Below are 21,390 nucleotides of genomic sequence, written 5' to 3'. Positions count from 1 at the left end.
ATCACCCGTCACGCCCCTCTCCGCAGCCACCCCCTGCGCCGCCCCCTTCCGCAGCGCGTCCCTCTCGCCTGGTGGGGAGGGGGTGGGTGGGTGGGGGAGGTGGGGGGAGGGGTGCGGGGGTGGGTGGGTGCGGGTGGGGGTGCTGGGGGTGGGTGGGTGTGGGGGGTGAGGGGTGTTGTGGGCGCGCGGGCTTTCGCCCTGCGCGTCCGTGCTGGGGTAGGGAGGGCGCGGGGGCGCGGATGTTACGGGTGGGGGAGATCGGCCTGCCAGCGGGTTTCGCCGTCCTGGGTGTGGGGGGTGGGGTGGAGGCCGAGGGTGCGGGCGATGTGGGCGGAGGCGTGGTGGTCGGGGTGGATGTGGGCGAGGGCGGTGGTGAGGCCGGTGGCGGTGAGGTGGGTGAGGAGGGCGCGGGCGGCTTCGGTGGCCAGGCCGCGGCCCTGCCAGGGGGTGCCGACCACCCAGGCGAGTTCGGCTTCGGCGGCCGCGGGGTGGACGGTGGCCTGGACGTAGCCGGTCAGGGTGCCGTCGGCGCGCAGGCGCAGGACCCAGTTGGCCCAGATCTCGGTGGGGTCGGGGGAGCCGGCGGCGAGCCGGGCGCAGCGGGCGCGCTGTTCCTCGGGGGTGGCGGGGCGGCCGCCGGTGAAGGTGTGCAGGGCGGGGTCGGCGAGGGCGGCGGCGAGTTCGTCGGCGTGGTCGGGGGTGAGGGGGAGGAGGTCGAGGCGTGCGGTGTGCAGGGGTGTGATCAGCATGGCGTTATTGAAGCGGTGCGGCGCGGCGGTGCTTCGCGGCGGGTGCGGGGGCGGGTCGAATGGGTGGTTCGAGTCCGACGACGGAGGAGGTTGTGGTGCGGTACCTGGTCAGGGAGAAGCTGTTCGCGGTCGGTGACGACTACTGGATCGAGGACGACCGGGGGCACAAGGCCTACCTGGTGGACGGCAAGGTGCTGCGGCTGCGGCACACCTTCGAACTGAAGGACGCCCACGGGCGGGTGGTCGCCGTGGTGAGGGAGAAGATGCTCACCGTCCGCGACGCGATGAAGATCGAGGACGCCGACGGCGAGGTGGTCGCGACCGTACGGGAGAAGCTGTTCACCCCGTTCCGGGACAAGTACCTGGTGGAGCTGGCCTCCGGCGGCGAGCTGCGGATCCACGGCGATCTGATCGACAAGGACTACCGGATCGAGAACCACCACGGGGACCGGCTCGCCCGGATCTCGCGCAAGTGGTTCCGGGTGCGCGACACGTACGGGGTGGAGATCGCGGACGGGGCGGACACCGGGCTGCTGCTCGCGATCGCGGCGTGTGTCGACCACTTGGTGGAGGAGGAGCACTGAGTCATCGGTTCAGGACGTGGCTCCGGCCCCAGGCTCCCAGCGGGGCCAGTGCCGCGTTCAGGTGCCGTCCCGCGTCGGTCAGCGCGTACTCGACGCGGGGCGGGACCTCGTCGTGGGCCTCCCGGTGCACGATGCCGTCCGCCTCCAGCTCGCGCAGGTGGGCGGTCAGCACCTTCTCGGTGATCCCCGGGACCAGCCGGCGCAGTTCGCCGAAGCGGCAGTGCGGGCGCTCGCCGAGGGCCCACAGGATCAGCACCTTCCACTTGCCGCCGATCACGTCCATCGCGGCGTCGATCCCGCAGACGTGCGCCCCCGGCCTCGGCACGGTTGCCATGGCCCACCCCTTCCGACCTCGTCGCTCACCCCAGGGTAACCACCCACTCCGAAGTGCGTACTTGATCACGGGTGGGGCCTGGCCGAGGCTGATCGGCATGGGAGAGAAGGCAGTTGAGGGGTGCGGGAAGAGTGCTGTGGTGCTGCTCGGGCTGGGGGCGATGGGCAGCGCGCTGGGGCGGGCCTGGCTCGCCGCCGGGCATGCGTTGACGGTGTGGAACCGGTCCGGTGGGCGTGCCGGACCGCTTGCGGAGGAGGGGGCGGTGGTTGCGGGTACCGCCGCCGGGGCGGTCGCGGCCGGGCGGTTGGTGGTGGTCTGCCTGCTGGACGACGAGTCCGTCGAACAGGCTCTGGCCGGGGTGGAGTTGGCGGGGAAGGACGTGGTCAATCTGGTCACCGGCACCCCGGGGCAGGCCCGCGCCCGGGCCGTCTGGGCCGAGGCGCGTGGGGCCCGCTACCTGGACGGCGGGATCATGGCCGTTCCACCGATGATCGGCGTCCCCGGGGCCGGGGCGTACGTGTTCTACAGCGGTTCGGGGGAGTTGTTCGAGGAGCACCGGGAGGTGCTGACCGTCCCGGCCGGGGCCCGGTACGTCGGGGCGGACGCCGGGTACGCGGCGCTGCACGACGTGGCGCTGCTCAGCGCGATGTACGGGATGTTCGCCGGGGTCGCCCACGCCTTCGCGCTGGTGCGCGGGGAGGCGGTGGAGCCGGGCGATCTGGCGCCGCTGCTGGGGAGTTGGCTCACCGCGATGGCCGGGTCGGTGGAGCGGACGGCGGCGCGGCTGGAGAGCGGGGACTACACGACGGGTGTGGTCTCCGGCCTGGGGATGCAGGTGGCGGGCAAGGAGACGCTGCTGCGCACCGCCGAGGAGCAGCGGGTGAGCGTCGAGCTGCTGTCCCCGTACTTTCGGTTGATGGAGCACCGGCTGGCCCTCGGCGGCGGTGCCGAGGACCTCACCGGGGTGGTCGACCTGCTGCGGCGGTGAGGGCCGGCCGGTAACGTACCGGCATGGCTGACCTTGAAGAACGCGCCAATGTCGTCGCGTCCGGCCCGCGGTGGACCGGGGCGGGGGTGGGCGTCCGCCGGCGCCGCGCCGCCGACCTCGCCGACTGCGTACGGGCCCTGGGCGACGTCCACGCCACCGACGGCTACCCCGCCGAATGGCCCGAGCGGCCCGCCGCCTGGCTCACCCCGGACGGCCTGCTGGCCGCCTGGGTCGCCGAGGCGGACGGCCGGATCGCCGGCCACATCGGGCTGGTCCGCAGCGGCCCCGGGGACCTGGCCCCCGGACTGTGGAGCCTGCGCACCGGCGGCAGACCGGAACTCACCGCCGTGATCGGCCGGTTGTACGTCGCCCCGGCGGCCCGCGGCCGGGACGCCGGCGCCCGGCTGCTGGCCCACGCCGTGGTGCACGCCCGGACGCTCGGGCTGCACCCGGTGCTCGACGTGCTCGCCACCGACACCGCCGCCCTGGCCCTCTACCGCCGCCTCGGCTGGACCCTGATCGGCAGCGGCGAACAGCGGTGGGCCTCCGGCCGTACCGTCCTCGTCCACTGCTTCGCCGCGCCGAGGGGGGACGGTCGGCTCCCTTACGCCTGACCGGCCGAGCGGTCGGGGGTCGGGCGGCGGCGCAGGGCCGGGGTGGTGAGGGACGGGGGCTGCCAGGCGCCGTCGGCCTGGTAGAGGTCGGTACCGGGCGGGACGATGGCGTCGATCCGGTCCAGGGTGGCGTCGTCCAGGACGAGGTCGGCGGCCTTGAGGGCGGATTCGAGCTGGTCCATGGTGCGCGGGCCGATGATCACCGAGGTGACGGCGGGGTGGGCCAGCGGGAAGGCGGTGGCCAGTTCGGGCAGGGTGCGGCCGAGGCCGTCGGCGAGTTCGGTGAAGGCCTCGACCGCGTCCAGCTTGGTGGCCGTGGTGGGCAGCGCCGGGTCGAAGCGGCCCGGGTTGATGGCGGGGCGCCCGGTGCTGAGGTCGACCGGGCGGCCCTTGCGGTAGCGGCCGGTGAGGAAGCCGCCGGCCAGCGGGCCCCAGGTCAGCGCGCCCATGCCGAGCCGCTGCACCACCGGCAGGACGTCCCGCTCGATGCCGCGGGCGAGCAGCGAGTAGGGCGGCTGCTCGGTGCGGAAGCGGGGCAGGGCGCGGCGCTCGGCGACGTGGTGGGCGTCCACGATCTGCTCGGCGGGGAAGGTCGAGCAGCCGAAGGCGAGGATCTTGCCGGCCCGGACGAGGTCGCCCAGGGCGGCGAGGGTCTCCTCGATGTCGGTGGTGTGGTCCGGCCGGTGGATCTGGTAGAGGTCGATCCGGTCGGTGCGCAGCCGGCGCAGGCTCTCCTCGACCTCGCGGACGATCCAGCGCCGGGAGTTGCCGCCGCGGCCCCGGCCCTCGCCCATCGGGAAGTGCGCCTTGGTGGCGAGCACGATGTCGTCCCGGTCGCCGCGGGCGGCCAGGGTCTTGCCGACGATCTCCTCGGACTCGCCGGCCGAGTAGATGTCGGCGGTGTCGACGAAGGTGATGCCCCGGTCGAGTGCGGTGTTGATGATCCGGGCGCAGTCGTCGTGGTCGGGGTTGCCGATGGCGCCGAACATCATCGTGCCGAGGCAGTAGGCGCTGACCTCGATGCCGGTGCCGCCGAGGGCGCGGTAGCGCATGGGGGGTCCTTAGGTCGGTCGATCGGTCGATCGGTCGATCGGTGGGGCGGTGCTGCGGTGGGGCGGTGCTGCGGTGGTGGGTCAGAGGCTAGGAGTTGGAGTGCGCTCGAAGGCAAGGGGTCGGCGGGATCCCCCCGGGCGGGGGAGCGGGATGGGCATCCAGGGGGAGGCCGGGGCGGGGCCGGGCGGGCGAGCCTGGGGCCATGGTGGCGCGCGGGTGGGTCAGGAGCGGCGCTGGCGGCGGCCGGGGCGCTGCTGCTGGCCGGCGCCGCCCGGGCCCGGCGGCCGGTCGCGGACGGGCCCTCGGCGGCCCGCCCGGCTCCTTCGTCGGCCCCGGCGGCTGTCCAACTCGCCGCCTGGGCGGGGAGTCTGGCCTTCCTGCCGTACGTGGTGATGAAGCTGGTCTGGGCGTTCGGCGGCAGCTTCGCCGGGATCGGCGGCGACCGGATGTACGCGAGCTACGGGCACAACGGCTCCTCCGGGCTGTGGCTCGCCCTGGAGCGCTGGGGGCTGGACGGGACGGTGCTGCCGGCGGCGGTCGGGGTGTTCCTGCTGTGGGGGCTGGTGCGGCCGTGGGGGCAGGTGTTCCCGCGCTGGACCCTGCCGTTGCGCGGCCGCGCCGGCCGCGCCGGCTGCCGCTCGCCCCGGCGCTGCTGGGTGCGGTGACGCTGGTGCCGTACGGGCTGGTCGGGATCGGCTACCTGTCGCTGTGCTCGGTCGGGGTGGTCGGTATCCGGCAGGGCGAGCCGGCCACGCCCGGGCGGGCTCTGCAGGTGGCCTGGGTCGGGGCAGGCGCCTTCGCCGGGTACGGGGTGGCGCTGGCGGTGGCCGCCCGCTCGTACTGGCGGCGGACCGGGGGCGGGGCGGGAGGTGTTTGCTGAGATGGCAACAAAGCTTGCCGATACCGGATGGTCGGCCGCAGCCTGGCGGTGGAGGTGAGCGACGATGAGCGAGAAGAGTACGGCGGAGCGCTACGACGTGGTCGTGGTCGGTGCCGGTGCGGCGGGACTGAACGCGGCCCTGGTGCTGGGCCGGGCCCGGCGGCGGGTCGCGGTGGTCGACGCGGGTGAACCGCGCAACGCCCCCGCCGCCCACCTGCAGGGCTTCCTGAGCCGGGACGGCATGCCCCCGGCCGCGCTGCTCGCGGTCGGCCGGGCGGAGGTCACCCGGTACGGGGCGGACCTGATCGACGGACGGGTCGAGCACGTCGAGGACGCCGGACCGACCGAACTCGGCTTCGTCGTCCACCTGGCGGGCGGGCCGGTGCTGCACGCACGCCGGCTGGTCGTCGCCACCGGGCTGCGGGACGGGCTGCCGGAACTGCCCGGCCTCGCCGAACGCTGGGGCCGGGATGTGCTGCACTGCCCGTACTGCCACGGCTGGGAGGTCCGCGACCGCCCGCTCGGGGTGCTCGGCACCGCCCCGGGGGCGGTCGGCCAGGCGCTGCTGCTGCGGCAGTGGTCGGCCGACGTGGTGCTGCTCGCCCACACCCTGGCGCCGACCGACACCGAGCGCGAGCGCCTCGCGGCGCGCGGCGTACGGGTGGTCGAGGGCCGGATCGTCCGGCTGGTCGCCGACGACGGACGGCTGCGCGGCGTCGAACTCGACAACGGGCAGGTGGTGACCCGCGATGCGGTGTTCGTCGTCCCGCAGCCGATGCCCCGGGACGCGCTGCTCTTCGGCCTGGACTGCGCCCGGGACGACAACGGCTGGGTCACCACCGACCGGACCGGCCGCACCAGCGTGCCCGGCGTCTGGGCGGTCGGCAACGTCGCCGACCCGCGCGCCCAGGTGGTCAGCGCCGCGGGGATGGGCGCGGCCGCCGCCTTCGCCCTGAACCACGACCTGCTGGACGAGGAGATCGGCCGGGCGGTCGGGCTCAGCCGCGCGTCCGGTCCGGCGCTGGCCGTCTGAGCGGGCAGGCTGCCATCGATCCACCCAGCGCCGATCCATCGACGATCCAGCGCCGACCAGCGCCGATCCAGCCACCGAGAGGGGACACCATGTCCGCACACCAGCACCGCCAGCAGCAGCCCGGGCACGGGCACGGGCATGCGCACGGCCACGGGCAGGTGCCCGCCGCCGACCTCGACTGGGACGCCCTCGCGGCGCACCTGGAACAGGAGGCCGAACTGCGCGCCGAGGCCGTCACCGGGGCCGGGCACTGGCTGTCCGGTCTCGCCGGGGACGGCGGGGTGCGCCGGGTGCTCGACGTCGGCGCCGGGCCCGGGGTGATCGCCGGGCTGCTCGCGGACGTCTTCCCGGCGGCCGAGGTGGTCGCCGTCGACCAGTCGGCCGCCCTGCTGGAGCGCGCCCGGACCCGCTCCGGCGGCCGGCTCGGTACCCAACAGGCTGACCTGCCCGCCGAGTTCGACAAGCTCGGCGAGGCCGACCTGATCTGGTCCGGCAACGCCATCCACCACCTCGGCGACCAGCAGGCCGCGCTCACCGCCCTGGCCGGACGGCTGCGCCCCGGCGGGCTGCTCGCCGTCGCCGAGAGCGGACTGCCGCCGCGGTTCCTGCCCCGCGACTTCGGTCTCGGCCGGCCCGGCTTCCAGGCCCGGCTGGACGCCGCGCACGAGGACGGCTTCGCCACCATGCGGGCCGAACTGCCGGGCGCCACCGAGGAGATCGAGGACTGGCCGGCCATGCTGCGGCGGGCCGGGCTCGCGCCCAGCGGCACCCGCACCTTCCTGGTCGACCGCCCGGCCCCGCTGGAGCGCCCGGTCCGCGCGTACCTGCGCACCCAGCTCGCCCGGCGCCACGACCAGCTCGCCGAGGTGCTCGACCCGGAGGACCGCGCCACCCTGGAGGCGTTGATCGACGAGGACGCCCCGACCGGGATCCTGCACCGGTCGGACGCCTTCTACCTGTCCGCGATGACCGTCCACACCGCCCGCAGGGCGTAGCCACCCCCGTCGCCCCCGGCCCCGTCCGCCCGCGCTTCCGAGGCCGTGGCGGGCGGGGCCGGGCTGGGGTGTCGGGCTGGGGTGTCGGCTGCGGGCCGGGGCTAGTCTCGGGGGATGGCAGTGAACGGGCAGGGCTTCGTCGTGGTGACCACCACCCACGAGAGTGAGGAGCAGGCCCGCGCGCTGGCCTCCGCCGTGGTGCGGGAGCGGCTGGCGGCCTGCGCCCAGGTGTACCCCGTGCGGTCGGTGTTCTGGTGGGAGGGCGAGGTGCGGGACGCCGAGGAGTGGCGGATCGACCTCAAGACCCGGGCCGAACTCGCCGACCGGCTGAGCGGGTTCGTTGCCGAGCGGCACCCGTACGAGACGCCCGAGGTGATCGCCGTGCCGGTGGTGTCCGGCAGCCCCGGCTACCTGCGCTGGGTGGCCGGGGAGACCGCCTCGTAGGGCCGGTCCTCGCGGGTCAGGGGGCGACCTGGAGGAAGGCCAGCACCGCCAGCACCCGGCGGTGGTCCTCCTCGGAGGGCGGCAGGTCGAGCTTGAGGAAGATGTTCGCGGTGTGCTTCTTCACCGCCCGCTCGGTGATCACCATCCGCTCGGCGATCGCCCCGTTCGAGCGGCCCTCCGCCATCAGCTCCAGCACCTCGCGCTCACGCGGCGTCAGGCGCCCGATCGGCTTGGTGCGTTCGGTGTTGCTGACCAGCATCGCGATCACCTGCGGGTCGAGGGCGGTGCCGCCCGCCGCCACCCGGTGGACCGTCGCCACGAACTCGTCGGGGTCGAAGACCCGGTCCTTCAGCAGGTAGCCGATCGCGCCGCTGCCGTCGGCGAGCAACTCCTTGGCGTAGAGCTGCTCCACGTACTGGGACAGCACGAGCACCGGCAGACCTGGGATCTGCCGGCGCGCTTCCAGAGCCGCCTGCAGGCCCTCGTCGGTGAACGTCGGGGGCAGTCGTACGTCGACGACTGCCACGTCCGGCCGTTCGGTGAGGAGGGCCTGCAGGAGGTCCGGTCCGGTGTCCACCGCGGCCACGACCTCGAAGTCGTAGGCCTGCAGCATCCGGATCAGACCGTCCCTCAGGAGGAAGAGGTCCTCCGCGAGTACAACTCGCACGGCAGCTCCATCGTCAGGGTCGTGGGGCCGCCGAGCGGGCTGCGGACGGCCAGGACTCCGTCGAAGGTAGCAAGTCGGCGCTCCAGGCCGCGCAGGCCGGTGCCGCGGGAGGGGTCGGCGCCGCCGGTGCCGTCGTCGGTGATCTGGGCCTTCAGGGTGCCGTTCTCGTACCAGAGTTGGACGTCGACGTGAGCGGCGCCGGAGTGCTTGGCGGCGTTGGTGAGAGCCTCGGAGACGGCGAAGTAGATGGCGGACTCGACCGGGGCCTCGGGGCGGCCGGGCAGTTCGGCGGAGACGGTCACGTTCAGCGGGCTGTCCATGCCCAGGGCCCGGACGGCGTCGGCCAGTCCGCGGTCGGCGAGCACCGGCGGGTGGATGCCGCGGACCAGGTCGCGCAGCTCGTTGAGAGCGGAGGCGGAGGCCTGGCGGGTCTCGGCGAGCAGCTGCTTGGCGGCCTCCGGGTCCCGCTCGACCAGCCGCTCGGCGACGCCCAGGTTCATGCCCATGGCCACCAGCCGGGCCTGGGCGCCGTCGTGGAGGTCCCGCTCGATCCGGCGCAGCTCGGCGGCCTGGGTGGTCAGCGCGTCGCGCCGGGTCTCGGTGAGGTGGGCGACCTTGCGCTCGGCGGCCAGCGCCTCGGCCCGGGCGGTCGGGCCGAGCAGCGCCTTGGCGAGCGCGGTGTGGCCGCGCAGGGCGGCGGGGGCGAGTGCCAGGCCGGCCAGCATCACCGGGACGCCGAACAGGGCGGCGGTGCCGGCCGTGGCCGAGTCGGTGACGTGGAACCACAGGTACCAGGTGTTGCCGCCGTTGTCGGCGAGCGACTGCCAGACCTGGGGCAGCACCAGGCCGAAGACGCCGTAGGCGACCACCGCGAGCGGGAGCAGCGCCATCGTGAGGCCGATCAGCGGATCGACCAGCAGCCAGAGCAGGTCGCGCCAGGTGGCCTGGTCCGACAGCATCGCCTGGCAGCGCTTCCAGGCGCCCTTGAAGCCCGCCTCGGCGTCCGGCAGCGGCTGGTACGGGTCGCGGATCTCCACCCCGGACCAGCGGGCGGCCAGCCGGCGCCGCAGGCCGGCCAGGCCGCGGACCGCCAGGATGGTGGGCGGCACCAGCAGGGCGCCGACGCCGAGGCCGAGCAGGGAGGCGGTGACGGTGGCGGCGGTCAGCAGCAGGAGCTGCGGCACCGCGAAGGCGGCCAGGGCCGGGCCGCGGAAGAGCGAGGCGACGGCGTTGCGCAGCGCGCCGAGCGGGTTCCGTCGGCCGGTGCGGCCGCTCGTGGTGTCGGTCTTCTGCACGTTGCTCACAACTCCCGTGGTGATGCTGCTGGTCATGACCGCTCGGCCCCTTCCGTGACGGCCTCGCGGCCGGTATCCCTACCCGTTGCGTTGCTTGCTGACGACAACAAGACTGCCGTCCGGCGCCGCTTCGATCACTGGGCCCTGGACCCCTGTTGGTGGTACCTGGGTACACCCCCCGATCGACGCCCAGAGGCCATGTCCCGGAGGTGCCCCCCGACCTAGTGTTGGGGGTGTCGGGAAGCGACCCGCCGCAGGGCGCCGGAGCTTCCACAAGCCACTTGTACCGAACGGGAGTTCACCATGAGCGTGCGACGTGCCGAGGGGAGCCGGCCGCTGGTCCGGCGGGGTTGGGTGCGACTGATCCTGGTGCTCGCGGCGATCGGTCTGTTCCTGTACGGGCTCACGCCGGACCGGGCCCACGCGGCCACCACGACGGAGGGCAGCGGGAGTTCGGCGACGGCGGGCGGCTCGACGGCACCACCCGACCCCGGGTCGGTGAAGCGGCTGTTGGACGAGATCGTGCCGAAACTGCTCGCCGAGCACAAGATCCCCGGCGCGGCGGTCAGCGTGGTGGCGGGCGGGCAGCAGGTCTTCGCCGGCGGGTACGGGGTCTCCGACGTGCCCGGTCACAAGGCCGTCGACCCGGCCCGGACGGCGTTCTTCATGGGCTCCGACGCCAAGGTGTTCACCGCCGTGGCCGTCCTCCAGCAGGTCCGGGCCGGGAAGTTGGACCTCCACGCGGACGTCAACACCTACCTGACCGGCTTCCGGATCAAGGACAGCTACCCGGGGCACCCGGTCACCGTGGAGAACCTGCTCACCCACACCGGGGGCTTCGACGACACCTTCATGGGCCTCGCCGAGACCGGACCGGAGCACATCGGCAGCCTGGGGGCCACCTTGGCCGCCCACCAGCCGAACCGGGTCCGGGCGCCCGGGGTGACCGCCGCGTACGACAACTACGGCGTCGCGCTGGCCGGTTACCTGGTCGAGGTGGTCTCCGGACAGCCGTTCGACCAGTACGTCGCCGAGCACGTCCTGCAGCCGCTCGGCATGGACCGCACCACCTTCACCCAGCCGCACCCGGCCGGCATCGACGCCGACCTCGCCCACGGCTACCGGCCCGACGGGGACGGGCAGACCGAGACCAAGGGGCTGTACGGGCCGCTCACCCCGACCGGCGCGGCCGCCGTCACCACCGTCACCGACATGGGGCGGCTGATGCTCGCCCAGCTGCAGGGGGGCTCGCTGGACGGCCGCTCGATCCTCGACCGGGAGGGCGACGGCCTGCTGCTCGCCCGCCACTTCGGGCCCGACCAGCGGATCCCCGGCATGGCGTACCTGCTCGAACAGCGCAACCGCAACGGGCAGCAGCTGCTGGTCAAGGACGGCGACGTGCCCGGCTTCCACAGCAACCTGGCGCTGCTGCCGGCGCGCGGGGTCGGGCTGTACGTGACCGTCAACGGGGACGGCGAGGACGCCACCGGCGGGTGGACGACCCAGCAGGTGCTCAACGCCTTCGTGGACCGCTTCTACCCGGCTTCCACTGCCGCCGCCGCGCCGGCGACGGTGGGCGGGGACCTCGGCAAGTACACCGGCGACTACCGGTCGACCCGGGTCAGCCAGTCCAACCTGACCAAGGCGGCGGCGCTGATGGGCTCCGTCCACATCGCGGCCCGGGACGGGAAGCTGGTCGTGACCGGGCCGGTCAGCCGGGACCCGAGCGTCACCGAGACGCAGTGGGAGCAGGTGCAGCCGGGGCTCTTCCAGCAGGTCGGCGGCGCGGCGCAGCTCGCCTTCGAGCTGAACGGCGACGGGGACGTCGTCTCGATGCTGACGGACGGCGACCCGACCATCGCCTACCAGCCGCTGGCCTGGTACCAGGCCCCCGAGCTGCACCAGCGGATCGCGATCGGGAGCCTGGCGGTGCTGGGGCTCACCGTGATCGGCTGGCTGGTGGCCGCGGTGGTGCGGTCCGCGCGGGGCAAGGGGCGGGCCGGGCAGCCGGTGGCGCGGCTGCTGGGGTGGGTGACCGGGGCGGTGCTGGTCGCCGCCACGGTGTGCTTCGCGCTCCTCACCTCGGACTCCAACGCGCTCAACCAGACGCTGTTCCTGGGGGATTCGGCGCTGCTGACGGTGGTGCCGGCGATGTACGCGGGGGCGGCGGTGCTCACCCTGCTGATGGTGGTCTGCGCGGTGATCGCCTGGCGGCGCGGCTGGTGGGGGGTGTTCGGTCGGCTGCACTACACCGGGGTGACGGTGGCGGCGCTGCTGTTCCTGGTGCTGGCGGGGGGCTACGACCTGATCGGGACGGGGTACGTGGCCGGGTCGCTGGATCTGATCGGGTGAGGGCGGGTGCGGGGGAACGGGAGGGCCCGGGGCCGGGGAGGCTCCGGGCCCTCCGGCGTTTCCGGGGCGTGCGCTCTCGGGAGGGTGGGGGTGATTCGCTACTCGGGCCGGCTGGGGGCGGGCGGGCGGGGGGTGAAGTCGCGCTTTGTCGCTCGGAGTTCCCGGGGTTGGACGTTGACCAGCCAGACCAGCCAGCCGACGAATAGGACGGCGAGGAGGAGGGCGGACAATCCCGCGACGAGAAGGGCATTCACCGGGTTGCGGAAATGCGGTGGGGGCGAGGGGGAAGGCGGAGAGGCGGGTGAAGGGGCATGGCTGTCTCCGGTCGGTGATGTCGAGCGCCCTGACCATGCATCTGGTGTGTATTTACGGCTGATTGGCGACTGTTTAGGGGACAACAAGTCAGTGAGTGACACGGATGACCCTAGAGTCAGGGTGCCAGAGTTGCTACCGAGGGACTGGACGTTCACTCCATCGTGGGGTATCGCCCAATTCGCTAGCTAGGGCCGGGTGTGCACGGCACACTTCACCGGAAGCATCGACCGTAGCCGCGATCCGGAGAAGAGAGTCATGCCACCCCGCTTGTCGCCGACCGTGCGCCAGCAGCGCCTGGGGATCGAACTGCGCAAGATGCGCGAACGCATGGGCGTGACGCCCAAAAGCCTGGCCGCCACGATCGGCACCGACCTGCCCAAGATCTCCCAGATGGAGAACGGGAAGTCGGGCATCAGCGCCGAGCGGCTGCGGCTCTGGGCGCGCACCTGCGGCTGCCCGGAGGGCCCGTACCTGGACGCGTTGCTCGCCATGACGCAGGACCGCCGGAAGTACTGGTGGGACGGCTACCGGGGGCGGATGCCCAGCGGGATCGTCGACATCGCGGAGATGGAACACCACGCGGCGTCGCTGTCCATCCTGAACAGCACCTTCATCCCCGGGCTGCTGCAGACCCCGGACTACGCGGCCGCGGTGTTCGAGCGGCTCCCCGCGCAGCACCGGCAGGAGGCGGAGGTCCGGAAGGCATTCAGGATTCGGCGCCAGCAGATCTTCGTGGACCGTCCGAAGCCGTACAGCGCAATCCTGCACGAATCCGCGCTGCGGATGCAGTTCGGCGGCCCCGAAGTGCTGCGCGCCCAGTTGGTGGGCCTGCTGGAGAATTCCGAGCGCCCCGGCGTGGAGATCCGGGTGATCCCGTTCAGCGTCCCCACCTACACCGGGTCCGGGGAGAGCCTGTACCTCGCCCGCGGGCCCGTCCCGGAGCTCGACACCGTCCAGATCGACCTCTCCCACGGGCCGAAGTTCGTGCACTCCGAAGCGGAATTGGCCTCCTACCGGCGGATCAAGGAGAAGACCGCGGCGATCGCGCTCGGGACGGCGGAGTCCCAGGACTTCATCCGGGCCTTACTGAAAGATTTCGCATGAACGTTTGGCGCAAGGCGTCGGCCAGCGGTGAGAGCACCGACTGCGTCGAGGTCAGAGCGAGGGCCGGTCTGGTGGAGATCCGTGAGTCGGACCGGCCCGACGTGGTGGTGCGGACGACGCCGCGCAAGTGGGCGGCGTTCGTCCGCGGGGTGAAGGCCGGGGAGTTCGACCGATACGCCGAGCTGCCCCGGCTGTGAACCCGGCCGTGAACCCGGCTGTGAACCCGGGCGTGAATCGCCCGTGAACCCGCCCGTGACCCGGTCGTGGGCGTGGCCGTGAGGCGGAACGGACCGCCGGCCCGGCGGCGGTAGGCTTGGCAGCCCACAGTGGACCCCTGCGCCTGGCACAGCACTCCGGGTGGGGTGCGCGTGCGGGAGAAATCGGAGCATCCGAGGATGGCTCGGCACCTGATCACCAGCGCCCTTCCGTACATCAACGGGATCAAGCACCTGGGCAACATGGTCGGGTCGATGCTCCCGGCGGACGTCTACTCCCGCTACCTGCGCCAACGCGGCCACGAGGTGCTGTACATCTGCGCCACCGACGAGCACGGCACGCCCGCCGAACTGGCCGCCCAGGAGGCCGGGCTGCCGGTCGCCGAGTTCTGCGCCCGGGCGCACGACGCGCAGCAGGCGGTGTACGACGGCTTCGGGATGTCCTTCGACCACTTCGGCCGCAGCTCCTCCCCGCAGAACCGGGAGATCACCCAGGAGATCGCCCGCGAGCTGCAGCGCAACGGCTTCATCGAGGAGCGCGCGATCCGCCAGGTGTACTCCAACGCCGACGGCCGCTTCCTGCCGGACCGCTACATCGTCGGCACCTGCCCGCACTGCGGCTACGACAAGGCGCGCGGCGACCAGTGCGAGAACTGCACCCGGGTGCTGGACCCGACCGACCTGCTGGAGCCGCGCTCGGCGATCAGCGGCAGCTCCGACCTCGAGGTCCGGGAGACCCGGCACCTGTTCCTGCTCCAGTCGAAGCTGACCGAGGAGGTCGAGGCCTGGATCGCCGCGCACGGCGACGACTGGCCGGTGCTGGCCTCCTCGATCGCCCGCAAGTGGCTGACCGAGGGCCTGCAGGACCGCTCGATCACCCGCGACCTGGAGTGGGGCGTCCCGGTGCCGGCCGACGTGTGGCCCGAACTGGCCGCCGAGGGCAAGGTGTTCTACGTCTGGTTCGACGCCCCGATCGAGTACATCGGCGCCACCAAGGAGTGGGCGGACGCCGCCCCGGCCGGGCAGGACCGGGACTGGAAGTCCTGGTGGTACGAGGCCGACGAGACCGTCCGCTACACCGAGTTCATGGCCAAGGACAACGTCCCGTTCCACACCGTGATGTTCCCGGCGACGATCCTCGGCTCGCGCCGCCCGTGGAAGAAGGTCGACTACGTCAAGGCCTTCAACTGGCTGACGTACTACGGCGGGAAGTTCTCCACCAGCCAGAAGCGCGGCATCTTCACCGACGTCGCGCTGGAGCTGCTGCCGGCCGACTACTGGCGCTACTTCCTGATGGCGCACGCCCCCGAGTCGGACGACTCCAGCTTCACCTGGGACCTCTTCGCCTCGGTGGTCAACAAGGACCTCGCCGACACCCTCGGCAACTTCGTCAACCGGGTGCTCTCGTTCAGCCGCAAGCGCTTCGGCGACGACGTCCCGGCCGGGGCGGAGCCGGGCGAGGCCGAGGCGCGGCTGGGCGGGCAGATCGCCGGCCTGCTGGCCGAGTACGAGGCCCAGCTGGAGGCGCTCAACTTCCGCAAGGCCGCCCAGGCGCTGCGCGCGCTGTGGAGCGCGGGCAACTCCTACCTGGACGAGACGGCGCCCTGGCGGCAGGTGAAGACCGACCCGGAGGCGGCGGCGCTGACCCTGCGGACGGCGATGAACCTGATCCACCTGTACGCGGTGGTGTCCGAGCCGTTCATCCCGGCCGCGGCGGCGGCGATGCGCGGCGCCTTCGCGCTGCCCGCGGACGAGCGCACCTGGATCACCGGGGACGAGGCGCGGGCGCTGGACCTCGTGCCGGCCGGAACGCCGTTCACCGTGCCGCCGGTGCTGTTCGCGAAGATCACCGACGAGGACCTGGCGGCCTGGACCGCCCGGTTCGGCGGTACGGAGGCGTAGGGCGGGAGGCGAGGGCGTGTCCTAGGGCGCACGAACCCCACGAGGGCCCCGACCGTTCACCGGTCGGGGCCCTCGTCGGTGGTGACGGGCCCGCTGGGGGACGGACCCGGTGTCAGCGGTCCCGGTGGGGCGGGGCCGCGCTGAGGACTACCAGCGGCTGGTCTCCGCGAAGAAGCCGGGGATCTGGGTGGCCTTGCCCGCGGCCACCGCCTCGTCGTGCACCAGCGCGCCGACCGCGAGGTCGAGCACGCCGAGGCCGAAGGGGGAGAAGACCACCGGGCGGTCGGTGCCGACGGCGACCTCGCCCTCGATCACCTGGGCGAGCGTGCCGGTGACGAACTCCCGGTTGCCGTACAGCTGTTCGGCCAGGTGCGGGGAGGTGTTCGCCTTCATGCAGTGCTCCACGTCGTCGAGCACGTTGTACGCGCCGCCGATGATCTCCGGGGCGAGGTCGCGCAGCGAGATGTTGAGCACCAGCTGGCCGGGGGCGAAGGTCTCCGGGTCGAGGATGTACGGCTCGCCCGCGGTGGTGGCCAGCACCACCACGTCGGCGCCCTTGAGCGCCTCCGCCAGGTCCTCCACCACCCGTGCCGGGTAACCGAGTTCGGCGTCGGCGTGGTCGACCAGCGCCCGGGCGTACTCGGCCTTGCGGTCGTGCACCACCAGCTCGTCGATCGCCCACTGCTGGGCGCCGAAGAACTCCAGGATGTTGCGGGCGATGATGCCGGCGCCGACCACCGCGAGCCGGCCCGCCGTACGGCCGCCGCTGAGCACCTCGGCGGCGAGCACGGCGGAGGCCGCGGTGCGGGCCGCGCTGATCTGCGAGGCCTCCAGGACGGCGAACGGGTAGCCGGTCTCGTAGTCGTTCAGCAGCAGGGCGGCCGAGGCGCGCGGGACGCCCCGCTCGATGTTGGCCGGGAAGCTGCTGATCCACTTGATGCCGGCCAGGCCGACACCGCCGCCGAGGTAGGCCGGGAGGGCGATGATCCGGGCGTCGGGCTTGGCCGGGAACCGCAGGAAGTAGCTGTCGGGGTTCACGGACTCGCCGGCGCCGTGGGTCAGGTAGGTCTCCCGGACCTCCTGGACGATCCGCGGGCGGGCTCCCGCGATGACCTCGCGGGCGGTGGTGCCGTCGATGACTCTGAACTCGAACACGGTGGTGGGCTCCAGTGCTGAACGGAGGAGGAGGGGCGCCTGGTCAGCCGACGTAGGCGGTGCCGGCGGGCTCGTGCTGCCCGTTGGCGGCGTGCGCCCCGGAGGAGTGGGCGCGGGCGGTGCGACCGCCGCCCAGCCAGCGCGGCAGGTACCAGTTGCCGTCACCGAGCAGGGCCATCACCGCGGGCAGCAGCACCGCGCGGACCAGGGTGGCGTCCAGCAGGACCGCGACCGCCAGGCCGATGCCGAGCTGCTTGAAGTCCTGCATGCCCAGGGTGCCGAAGACCGCGAACACCGCGACCATGATCAGACCGGCGCTGGTGACCACCCCGGCGGTGTTGCGGATGCCGAGGCCGACCGCCTCCCGGCTGGACTTGCCGGAGAGGTGGGCCTCGCGGATCCGGGAGACCACGAACACGTGGTAGTCCATCGAGAGGCCGAAGAGGACCACGAAGACGAACAGCGGCATCCAGGACTCGATCGCCCCCGGCGCCTTGGTGCCGACGATCGAGGCGCCCCAGCCGTGCTGGAACACCGCGGTCATCACGCCGTACGCGGCCGCCACCGAGAGCAGGTTGAGCAGGATCGAGGTGATCGAGATGGTCAGCGAGCGGAAGGAGAAGAGCATCAGCAGGAAGGTGACGCCCATGACGAAGCCGAACACCGGGAGGATGCTCTTGTCCAGCTGGTTGTTGTAGTCGACCGAGAAGGCGAGGTCGCCGGCGACCAGCGCGGTGGTGCCCGGCACCGCCTTCAGGGTCTGCGGGACGATCTGCCCGCGCAGCGCCGTCAGGGCCGCCTTGGAGGTGTCGTCGGTGCCGTTGCCCGCCAGCGGAACGCTGATCTGGGCGATGTTCTTGTCCTTCCAGTACCGCACGTCGATCTGGTTGCCGGTCTTGCCCGAGGCCAGCGCGGCCTGCTTGAAGTCCTCGACGGCCTTGGCGATCTGCGGCGAGTCGATGTTGTCGGCCTTGACCACCACGGTGGCGGGCGAGGGCGAGCCGGGGAACTCCCGGTCGATCCGCTGCGAGACCGAGACCAGCGGGTTGTCCGAGGGCAGCAGCTTGTCCATGCCGAGCTTCTCGGTCTTCATGCCGAGCGCCGGCAGGGCCAGCGCCACCAGCACGGCGGCGGCCAGCGTGGCGAAGATCCCGGGGCGGGCCAGCACGCCGCGCAGCAGCGCGTTGGCGGGCTTGACGTTGGCCGCGGAGGCCTGGCGGCGCTTGCTGATCCACGGGATCCGGCCGGACGCGACCTTGTCGCCGAGCATCGACATCAGGGCCGGCAGCACGGTCATCGAGCCGACCACCGAGACGGCGACGACCTCGATGGTGGCCATCGCGAAGCCCTCGAAGACGGTCAGTCCGGAGAGGAACATGCCCGCCATCGCGACCATCACGGTGAGGCCGGAGACCAGCACCGAGTGGCCCGAGGTGTGGGCGGCGATCCGCAGCGCGGTCGCCTTGTCCCGGCCGGCCGCCCGCTCCTCGCGCTCACGGCGCAGGTAGAACAGGCAGTAGTCGACGCCGACGGCGAGGCCCATCAGGAACATCACCGAGTTGGTCATGCCGTCCACCGGCACGGCCTGGCTGCTCAGCGCGAGCAGGCCCATGGCGCCGATGCAGGCGGTGACCGCCAGGGCGACCGGCAGTACGGCCGCCACGAAGGCGCCGAAGACCACCAGCAGGATGCCCAACGCGACGGGCAGCGCGGTCAGTTCGGCGCGGGTGAAGTCATCGCCGAGGCTGTCGTTGATGCCCTTGAGGGCGGTCGCGCCACCGAACTCGCCGAGGGTCACCTGCGGGTGGGCCTTGGCGGTGTCCTGCACCGCGGTGATCACCGGGTCGATCCGGTCGGCCGCGGTGTCCGGGTCGCCGGTGACGGCGAACATGATGAGCGCCGAGTGCTTGTCGGCCGAGAAGGCCTGGGTGGTGTACGGGTCGCGCAGGTTCTCCGCGAGACCGGTCTTGCCGACCGCGTCGGCGGTGGCCTGGACGGCGCTGCGGAACTCCGGGGAGTCCGAGGTCAGGCCGTCGCTGTGGACCAGGATCAGCTCGTTGACCGGATCGTTGATCCCGGCGTCCTTCAGGACCTGGGCGGCGCGACCCGACTCCCCGGTCCCGTAGTCGGCCTGGGTCAGGCTCTTCTGGCCGGCCATGCCACCGAGCACGGTGACCAGGACGACCAGGATGATCCAGCCGAAGACAGCGGTCTTGCGGTGCTGGGCACTCCACTCGCCCAGCCTGGCCGCGAAATTCCTTTGACTTGCCATTACCTCTCCTGCGATCGGCGGCATGATCAAGCCGCAGTGGCGACAGTCGGGTTGGGATGTGTCCTCACCGGCATGAGGGGGACCGGCGGAATACACATGACCGTAGAGCCTCCCGAACGGCTGCGGGGCCTCCGGGAGTTGCAGCATCCTGCGGTGGCAAGCTGCTGCCAGCGGAGCCGGGCCGGAGCCCCTTACCGGGCCCGATTCCCCGGTGCTACGGTCGGTCACGTTGAGGGACAACCATTCGAGCGGACCACATTCGGGTGACGCCGGGCCAATGATTCGGGAAATCCGGCCGGCCGCCCCACGCGACCGACCGGTCGTCGAGTACGTCGGGACCCGACCGGGCCGACCTCCGCACGATTCCAACGAATTTCGTGATTCCACGCCGGGAATTCGCTCCGGCGTCTGTTTTCCGAACGATCCACTGACCTCCGTGGAAGGGGGAATGAATGATGGACACCGCGATTCGGGCGACCGGACTGGGCAAGAGATACGGCGATCACCACGCGCTCAAGGGCGTGGACCTGGAGGTGGCGGCCGGCACCGTCCTCGGCCTGCTCGGCCCCAACGGCGCCGGCAAGACCACCACCGTCCGGCTCCTGGCGACCCTGCTGGAACCGGACCAGGGGCGGGCCGAGGTGGCCGGCTTCGACGTGGTCCGCCAGCAGCGCCAGGTGCGCCGGCGGATCGGCCTGGCCGGCCAGTACGCCGCCGTGGACGGGCTGCTCACCGGCCGCGAGAACCTCGAACTCCTGGGCCGGCTGCTGCACCTGGGCCGCAAGGGCGCCCGCGGGCGGGCGGCCGAACTGCTCGCCCGGTTCGAGCTGGAGGACGCCGCCGAGAAGCCGGCCCAGACCTACTCCGGCGGCATGCGCCGCCGGCTGGACCTGGCCGCCGCGCTGATCGGCCGGCCCGAGGTGCTGTTCCTGGACGAGCCGACCACCGGGCTGGACCCGGCGAGCCGGCTGGTGCTCTGGGAGATGGTCCGCGAGCAGGTCGCCCAGGGGGTGACCGTGCTGCTCACCACCCAGTACCTGGAGGAGGCCGACTTCCTGGCCGACCGCATCCTGGTGATCGACACCGGCCAGGTGATCGCCGAGGGCACCCCGGACGAGCTCAAGCGCAAGGTCGGCGAGGAGTGGCTGGAAGTGGGCGTCGCCACCGACGCGGCCCTTCCGCAGGCCCTGGCCGTCCTCGCCCCGGTGGCCGCCGCCCAGCCCGAGGTGGACCGCACCGGGCGCCGGATCACCGTCCAACTGGCCGACGGCATCGGCACGATCGCCGCCGCCGCGGTCGCCCTGGAGACGGCCGGCGTGCCGGTGACGGACTTCGCGCTGCGCCGCCCGTCGCTGGACGACGTGTTCTTCCACCTGACCGGGCGCGGCACCCAGTTGGGCCGGGCCCCCGAGGAGGCGGCCCGGCAGACCGAGCAGGCCGGCCAGAGCGCCCAGAGCGCCCAGAGCGCCCAGAGCGACCCGGACGAGCAGCACGGGCCGGACGAGCGCGAACCGGTGGCGGCCGCCACCGGACGGACGGGAGACCAGCAGTGAGTGACATCGGCGCCCCGGCCGGCTTCGGCACGGCCCTCGGAGACACCGCCGCGCTGATCGGCCGCCACCTGCGGCACCTGCGGCGTACCCCGGAGAAGGTCATCGCGATCACCCTGACCCCGGTGACCATGGTGGTCGTGCTCGGCTACCTGTTCGCCAGCGTGGTGACGGTGACCGGCTCCGGCGAGTACCACGACTACGTGATGGCCGGGGTGTTCGCCCAGGTCGGCCTGACCTGCGTCGGCGTCGCCGCGCTGGGCGTGGCCACCGACCTGCGCACCGGGCTGATCGACCGCTTCCGCTCGCTGCCGATGGGCCGCTCCGCCGTGCTGGTCAGCCACACCGCGGCCGACCTGCTGACCGCCGCGGCCGCCACCTTCGCGGTCGCCCTGGCCGGCCTCGGGGTCGGCTGGCGGATCCACCAGGACGTCGGCTCGGCGGCGCTGGGCTTCGTGCTGGTGCTGGCCTTCGCCTACGCGATGCTCTGGCTGGGCGCGCTGGTCGGCATGCTGATGCGCAACGCCGAGGCGATCAACGGCATTTCGGCGCTGTTCCTGGTGGTGCTGTCATTCCTGTCCAACTCGTTCATGCCGCTGACCGGGCTGCCCGCCTGGCTGCGCGCGGTGGCCGAGTGGAACCCGGTCAGCCTCGTGGCCGCGGCCTGCCGGGAGCTGTGGGGCAACGCCCCGACGGTGGTCGGGGACAGCCTGCCGGACCGGCACCCGGTGCTGCTCGCGGTGATCGTGGTGGCGGCCCTGCTCGCAGTGCTGATCCCGGTGAACCTGCGGGTCTACCGCACCGCGGTGACGCGTTGACGGTCCACCGGGCAGGCCGGTCCGGGCGGGGCGGTACGCGTCCTGCCCGGACCGGCCGTTGGTGTGGGCGC

General features: G+C 72.8%; 21 protein-coding genes. 14 read left to right on the top strand and 7 right to left on the bottom strand.

Annotated features, from left to right (window positions below; all coding sequences use genetic code 11):
• Positions 1–242: 242 nt before the first annotated feature.
• Entirely contained in the window at positions 243–749 is a 507-nt protein-coding gene (locus ACZ3YL_RS31045; protein WP_188302859.1) for a GNAT family N-acetyltransferase, read from the bottom strand.
• A gap of 95 nt (positions 750–844) precedes the next feature.
• Here ACZ3YL_RS31045 and ACZ3YL_RS31040 point away from each other — a divergent pair, with 95 nt between their 5' ends.
• Positions 845–1,333 carry an LURP-one-related/scramblase family protein gene (locus tag ACZ3YL_RS31040; RefSeq protein ID WP_188302858.1) on the top strand — a complete coding sequence of 163 codons (489 nt, stop codon included), beginning with the start codon at positions 845–847 and terminating at the stop codon, positions 1,331–1,333.
• A 1-nt stretch (position 1,334) separates the two neighbouring features.
• On the opposite strand, the gene ACZ3YL_RS31035 is transcribed toward ACZ3YL_RS31040, so the two are convergent.
• The gene (locus ACZ3YL_RS31035) at positions 1,335–1,667 is read right to left on the bottom strand and encodes a winged helix-turn-helix transcriptional regulator (RefSeq protein WP_465660548.1); all 333 of its coding nucleotides are present in this window, start codon (positions 1,665–1,667) and stop codon (positions 1,335–1,337) included.
• A gap of 97 nt (positions 1,668–1,764) precedes the next feature.
• Here ACZ3YL_RS31035 and ACZ3YL_RS31030 point away from each other — a divergent pair, with 97 nt between their 5' ends.
• Together ACZ3YL_RS31030 and ACZ3YL_RS31025 are read left to right on the top strand one after the other, a co-directional pair.
• The gene (locus ACZ3YL_RS31030) at positions 1,765–2,655 is read left to right on the top strand and encodes an NAD(P)-dependent oxidoreductase (protein ID WP_465660547.1); all 891 of its coding nucleotides are present in this window, start codon (positions 1,765–1,767) and stop codon (positions 2,653–2,655) included.
• Between the two features lie 23 nt (positions 2,656–2,678).
• On the top strand, positions 2,679–3,269 hold the full coding sequence (locus ACZ3YL_RS31025; RefSeq protein WP_465660546.1) for a GNAT family N-acetyltransferase: 591 nt from the start codon (positions 2,679–2,681) through the stop codon (positions 3,267–3,269).
• Here the strand turns inward: ACZ3YL_RS31025 and ACZ3YL_RS31020 are convergent.
• On the bottom strand, positions 3,260–4,321 hold the full coding sequence (locus ACZ3YL_RS31020; protein WP_465660545.1) for an aldo/keto reductase: 1,062 nt from the start codon (positions 4,319–4,321) through the stop codon (positions 3,260–3,262). The two genes, ACZ3YL_RS31025 and ACZ3YL_RS31020, sit on opposite strands and share 10 nt — an antisense overlap.
• Positions 4,322–4,708: 387 nt before the next feature.
• Here ACZ3YL_RS31020 and ACZ3YL_RS31015 point away from each other — a divergent pair, with 387 nt between their 5' ends.
• From ACZ3YL_RS31015 to cutA, 5 genes are all read left to right on the top strand, one after another.
• Positions 4,709–4,987, top strand: a complete 279-nt coding sequence (locus ACZ3YL_RS31015; RefSeq protein ID WP_223241748.1) for a hypothetical protein — start codon at positions 4,709–4,711, stop codon at positions 4,985–4,987.
• Positions 4,984–5,202: a hypothetical protein gene (locus tag ACZ3YL_RS31010; RefSeq protein WP_223241747.1), complete on the top strand. Its 219-nt coding sequence runs from the start codon at positions 4,984–4,986 to the stop codon at positions 5,200–5,202. Before ACZ3YL_RS31015 ends, ACZ3YL_RS31010 begins: the two co-directional genes overlap by 4 nt.
• A 64-nt stretch (positions 5,203–5,266) precedes the next feature.
• Complete coding sequence (locus tag ACZ3YL_RS31005; RefSeq protein WP_465660544.1) at positions 5,267–6,235, top strand: NAD(P)/FAD-dependent oxidoreductase; 969 nt, start codon at positions 5,267–5,269, stop codon at positions 6,233–6,235.
• 89 nt (positions 6,236–6,324) lie between these two features.
• Positions 6,325–7,230, top strand: coding sequence for a class I SAM-dependent methyltransferase (locus tag ACZ3YL_RS31000; protein WP_465660543.1), 906 nt, complete (start codon positions 6,325–6,327; stop codon positions 7,228–7,230).
• A 114-nt stretch (positions 7,231–7,344) separates the two neighbouring features.
• Complete coding sequence (gene cutA, locus ACZ3YL_RS30995; protein ID WP_465660542.1) at positions 7,345–7,674, top strand: divalent-cation tolerance protein CutA; 330 nt, start codon at positions 7,345–7,347, stop codon at positions 7,672–7,674.
• A gap of 16 nt (positions 7,675–7,690) precedes the next feature.
• Here the strand turns inward: cutA and ACZ3YL_RS30990 are convergent, their stop codons facing one another.
• The gene (locus ACZ3YL_RS30990) at positions 7,691–8,341 is read right to left on the bottom strand and encodes a LuxR C-terminal-related transcriptional regulator (protein ID WP_188302850.1); all 651 of its coding nucleotides are present in this window, start codon (positions 8,339–8,341) and stop codon (positions 7,691–7,693) included.
• Positions 8,305–9,672, bottom strand: coding sequence for a sensor histidine kinase (locus ACZ3YL_RS30985; protein WP_188302849.1), 1,368 nt, complete (start codon positions 9,670–9,672; stop codon positions 8,305–8,307). The genes ACZ3YL_RS30990 and ACZ3YL_RS30985 overlap by 37 nt, the downstream gene beginning before the upstream one ends.
• Positions 9,673–9,939: 267 nt before the next feature.
• Here ACZ3YL_RS30985 and ACZ3YL_RS30980 point away from each other — a divergent pair, with 267 nt between their 5' ends.
• The 4 genes from ACZ3YL_RS30980 to metG all read left to right on the top strand — a co-directional run bounded on the left by ACZ3YL_RS30980 (position 9,940) and on the right by metG (position 15,524).
• Complete coding sequence (locus tag ACZ3YL_RS30980; protein WP_465660541.1) at positions 9,940–11,988, top strand: serine hydrolase domain-containing protein; 2,049 nt, start codon at positions 9,940–9,942, stop codon at positions 11,986–11,988.
• 570 nt (positions 11,989–12,558) lie between these two features.
• Positions 12,559–13,407 carry a helix-turn-helix domain-containing protein gene (locus ACZ3YL_RS30975; RefSeq protein WP_188302847.1) on the top strand — a complete coding sequence of 283 codons (849 nt, stop codon included), beginning with the start codon at positions 12,559–12,561 and terminating at the stop codon, positions 13,405–13,407.
• The gene (locus ACZ3YL_RS30970; RefSeq protein WP_188302846.1) at positions 13,404–13,604 is read left to right on the top strand and encodes a DUF397 domain-containing protein; all 201 of its coding nucleotides are present in this window, start codon (positions 13,404–13,406) and stop codon (positions 13,602–13,604) included. Before ACZ3YL_RS30975 ends, ACZ3YL_RS30970 begins: the two co-directional genes overlap by 4 nt.
• A gap of 198 nt (positions 13,605–13,802) precedes the next feature.
• Positions 13,803–15,524: a methionine--tRNA ligase gene (metG, locus tag ACZ3YL_RS30965; RefSeq protein ID WP_465660540.1), complete on the top strand. Its 1,722-nt coding sequence runs from the start codon at positions 13,803–13,805 to the stop codon at positions 15,522–15,524.
• 147 nt (positions 15,525–15,671) lie between these two features.
• Here the strand turns inward: metG and sbnB are convergent, their stop codons facing one another.
• Positions 15,672–16,679 (bottom strand): 2,3-diaminopropionate biosynthesis protein SbnB, encoded by a 1,008-nt coding sequence (gene sbnB / locus ACZ3YL_RS30960; RefSeq protein WP_465660539.1) that lies wholly within the window; start codon positions 16,677–16,679, stop codon positions 15,672–15,674.
• Between the two features lie 43 nt (positions 16,680–16,722).
• Positions 16,723–18,951 (bottom strand): MMPL family transporter, encoded by a 2,229-nt coding sequence (locus tag ACZ3YL_RS30955; protein WP_188302843.1) that lies wholly within the window; start codon positions 18,949–18,951, stop codon positions 16,723–16,725.
• Positions 18,952–19,406: 455 nt separating this feature from the next.
• On the opposite strand from ACZ3YL_RS30955, the gene ACZ3YL_RS30950 reads away from it, so the two are divergent.
• Both ACZ3YL_RS30950 and ACZ3YL_RS30945 read left to right on the top strand, forming a co-directional pair.
• On the top strand, positions 19,407–20,504 hold the full coding sequence (locus ACZ3YL_RS30950) for an ATP-binding cassette domain-containing protein (RefSeq protein ID WP_465660538.1): 1,098 nt from the start codon (positions 19,407–19,409) through the stop codon (positions 20,502–20,504).
• A complete protein-coding gene (locus tag ACZ3YL_RS30945) occupies positions 20,501–21,319 on the top strand; it encodes an ABC transporter permease (RefSeq protein ID WP_188302841.1) in 819 nt (272 codons plus the stop codon). The genes ACZ3YL_RS30950 and ACZ3YL_RS30945 overlap by 4 nt, the downstream gene beginning before the upstream one ends.
• Positions 21,320–21,390 lie beyond the last annotated feature (71 nt).

The organism is Kitasatospora sp. NPDC023176 (assembly GCF_055560495.1).
Note: the sequence above shows the minus strand (reverse complement) of the source record. Positions and strands in the feature narration are given on the sequence as shown.

Coding starts and splice junctions, on each gene's coding strand:
- ACZ3YL_RS31045 (WP_188302859.1), bottom strand. CDS start 749: ATGCTGATCACACCCCTGCACACCGCACGCCTCGACCTCCTCCCCCTC.
- ACZ3YL_RS31035 (WP_465660548.1), bottom strand. CDS start 1,667: ATGGCAACCGTGCCGAGGCCGGGGGCGCACGTCTGCGGGATCGACGCC.
- ACZ3YL_RS31030 (WP_465660547.1), top strand. CDS start 1,765: ATGGGAGAGAAGGCAGTTGAGGGGTGCGGGAAGAGTGCTGTGGTGCTG.
- ACZ3YL_RS31025 (WP_465660546.1), top strand. CDS start 2,679: ATGGCTGACCTTGAAGAACGCGCCAATGTCGTCGCGTCCGGCCCGCGG.
- ACZ3YL_RS31020 (WP_465660545.1), bottom strand. CDS start 4,321: ATGCGCTACCGCGCCCTCGGCGGCACCGGCATCGAGGTCAGCGCCTAC.
- ACZ3YL_RS31005 (WP_465660544.1), top strand. CDS start 5,267: ATGAGCGAGAAGAGTACGGCGGAGCGCTACGACGTGGTCGTGGTCGGT.
- ACZ3YL_RS31000 (WP_465660543.1), top strand. CDS start 6,325: ATGTCCGCACACCAGCACCGCCAGCAGCAGCCCGGGCACGGGCACGGG.
- cutA (WP_465660542.1), top strand. CDS start 7,345: ATGGCAGTGAACGGGCAGGGCTTCGTCGTGGTGACCACCACCCACGAG.
- ACZ3YL_RS30985 (WP_188302849.1), bottom strand. CDS start 9,672: ATGACCAGCAGCATCACCACGGGAGTTGTGAGCAACGTGCAGAAGACC.
- ACZ3YL_RS30980 (WP_465660541.1), top strand. CDS start 9,940: ATGAGCGTGCGACGTGCCGAGGGGAGCCGGCCGCTGGTCCGGCGGGGT.
- ACZ3YL_RS30975 (WP_188302847.1), top strand. CDS start 12,559: ATGCCACCCCGCTTGTCGCCGACCGTGCGCCAGCAGCGCCTGGGGATC.
- ACZ3YL_RS30970 (WP_188302846.1), top strand. CDS start 13,404: ATGAACGTTTGGCGCAAGGCGTCGGCCAGCGGTGAGAGCACCGACTGC.
- metG (WP_465660540.1), top strand. CDS start 13,803: ATGGCTCGGCACCTGATCACCAGCGCCCTTCCGTACATCAACGGGATC.
- ACZ3YL_RS30955 (WP_188302843.1), bottom strand. CDS start 18,951: ATGGCAAGTCAAAGGAATTTCGCGGCCAGGCTGGGCGAGTGGAGTGCC.
- ACZ3YL_RS30950 (WP_465660538.1), top strand. CDS start 19,407: ATGGACACCGCGATTCGGGCGACCGGACTGGGCAAGAGATACGGCGAT.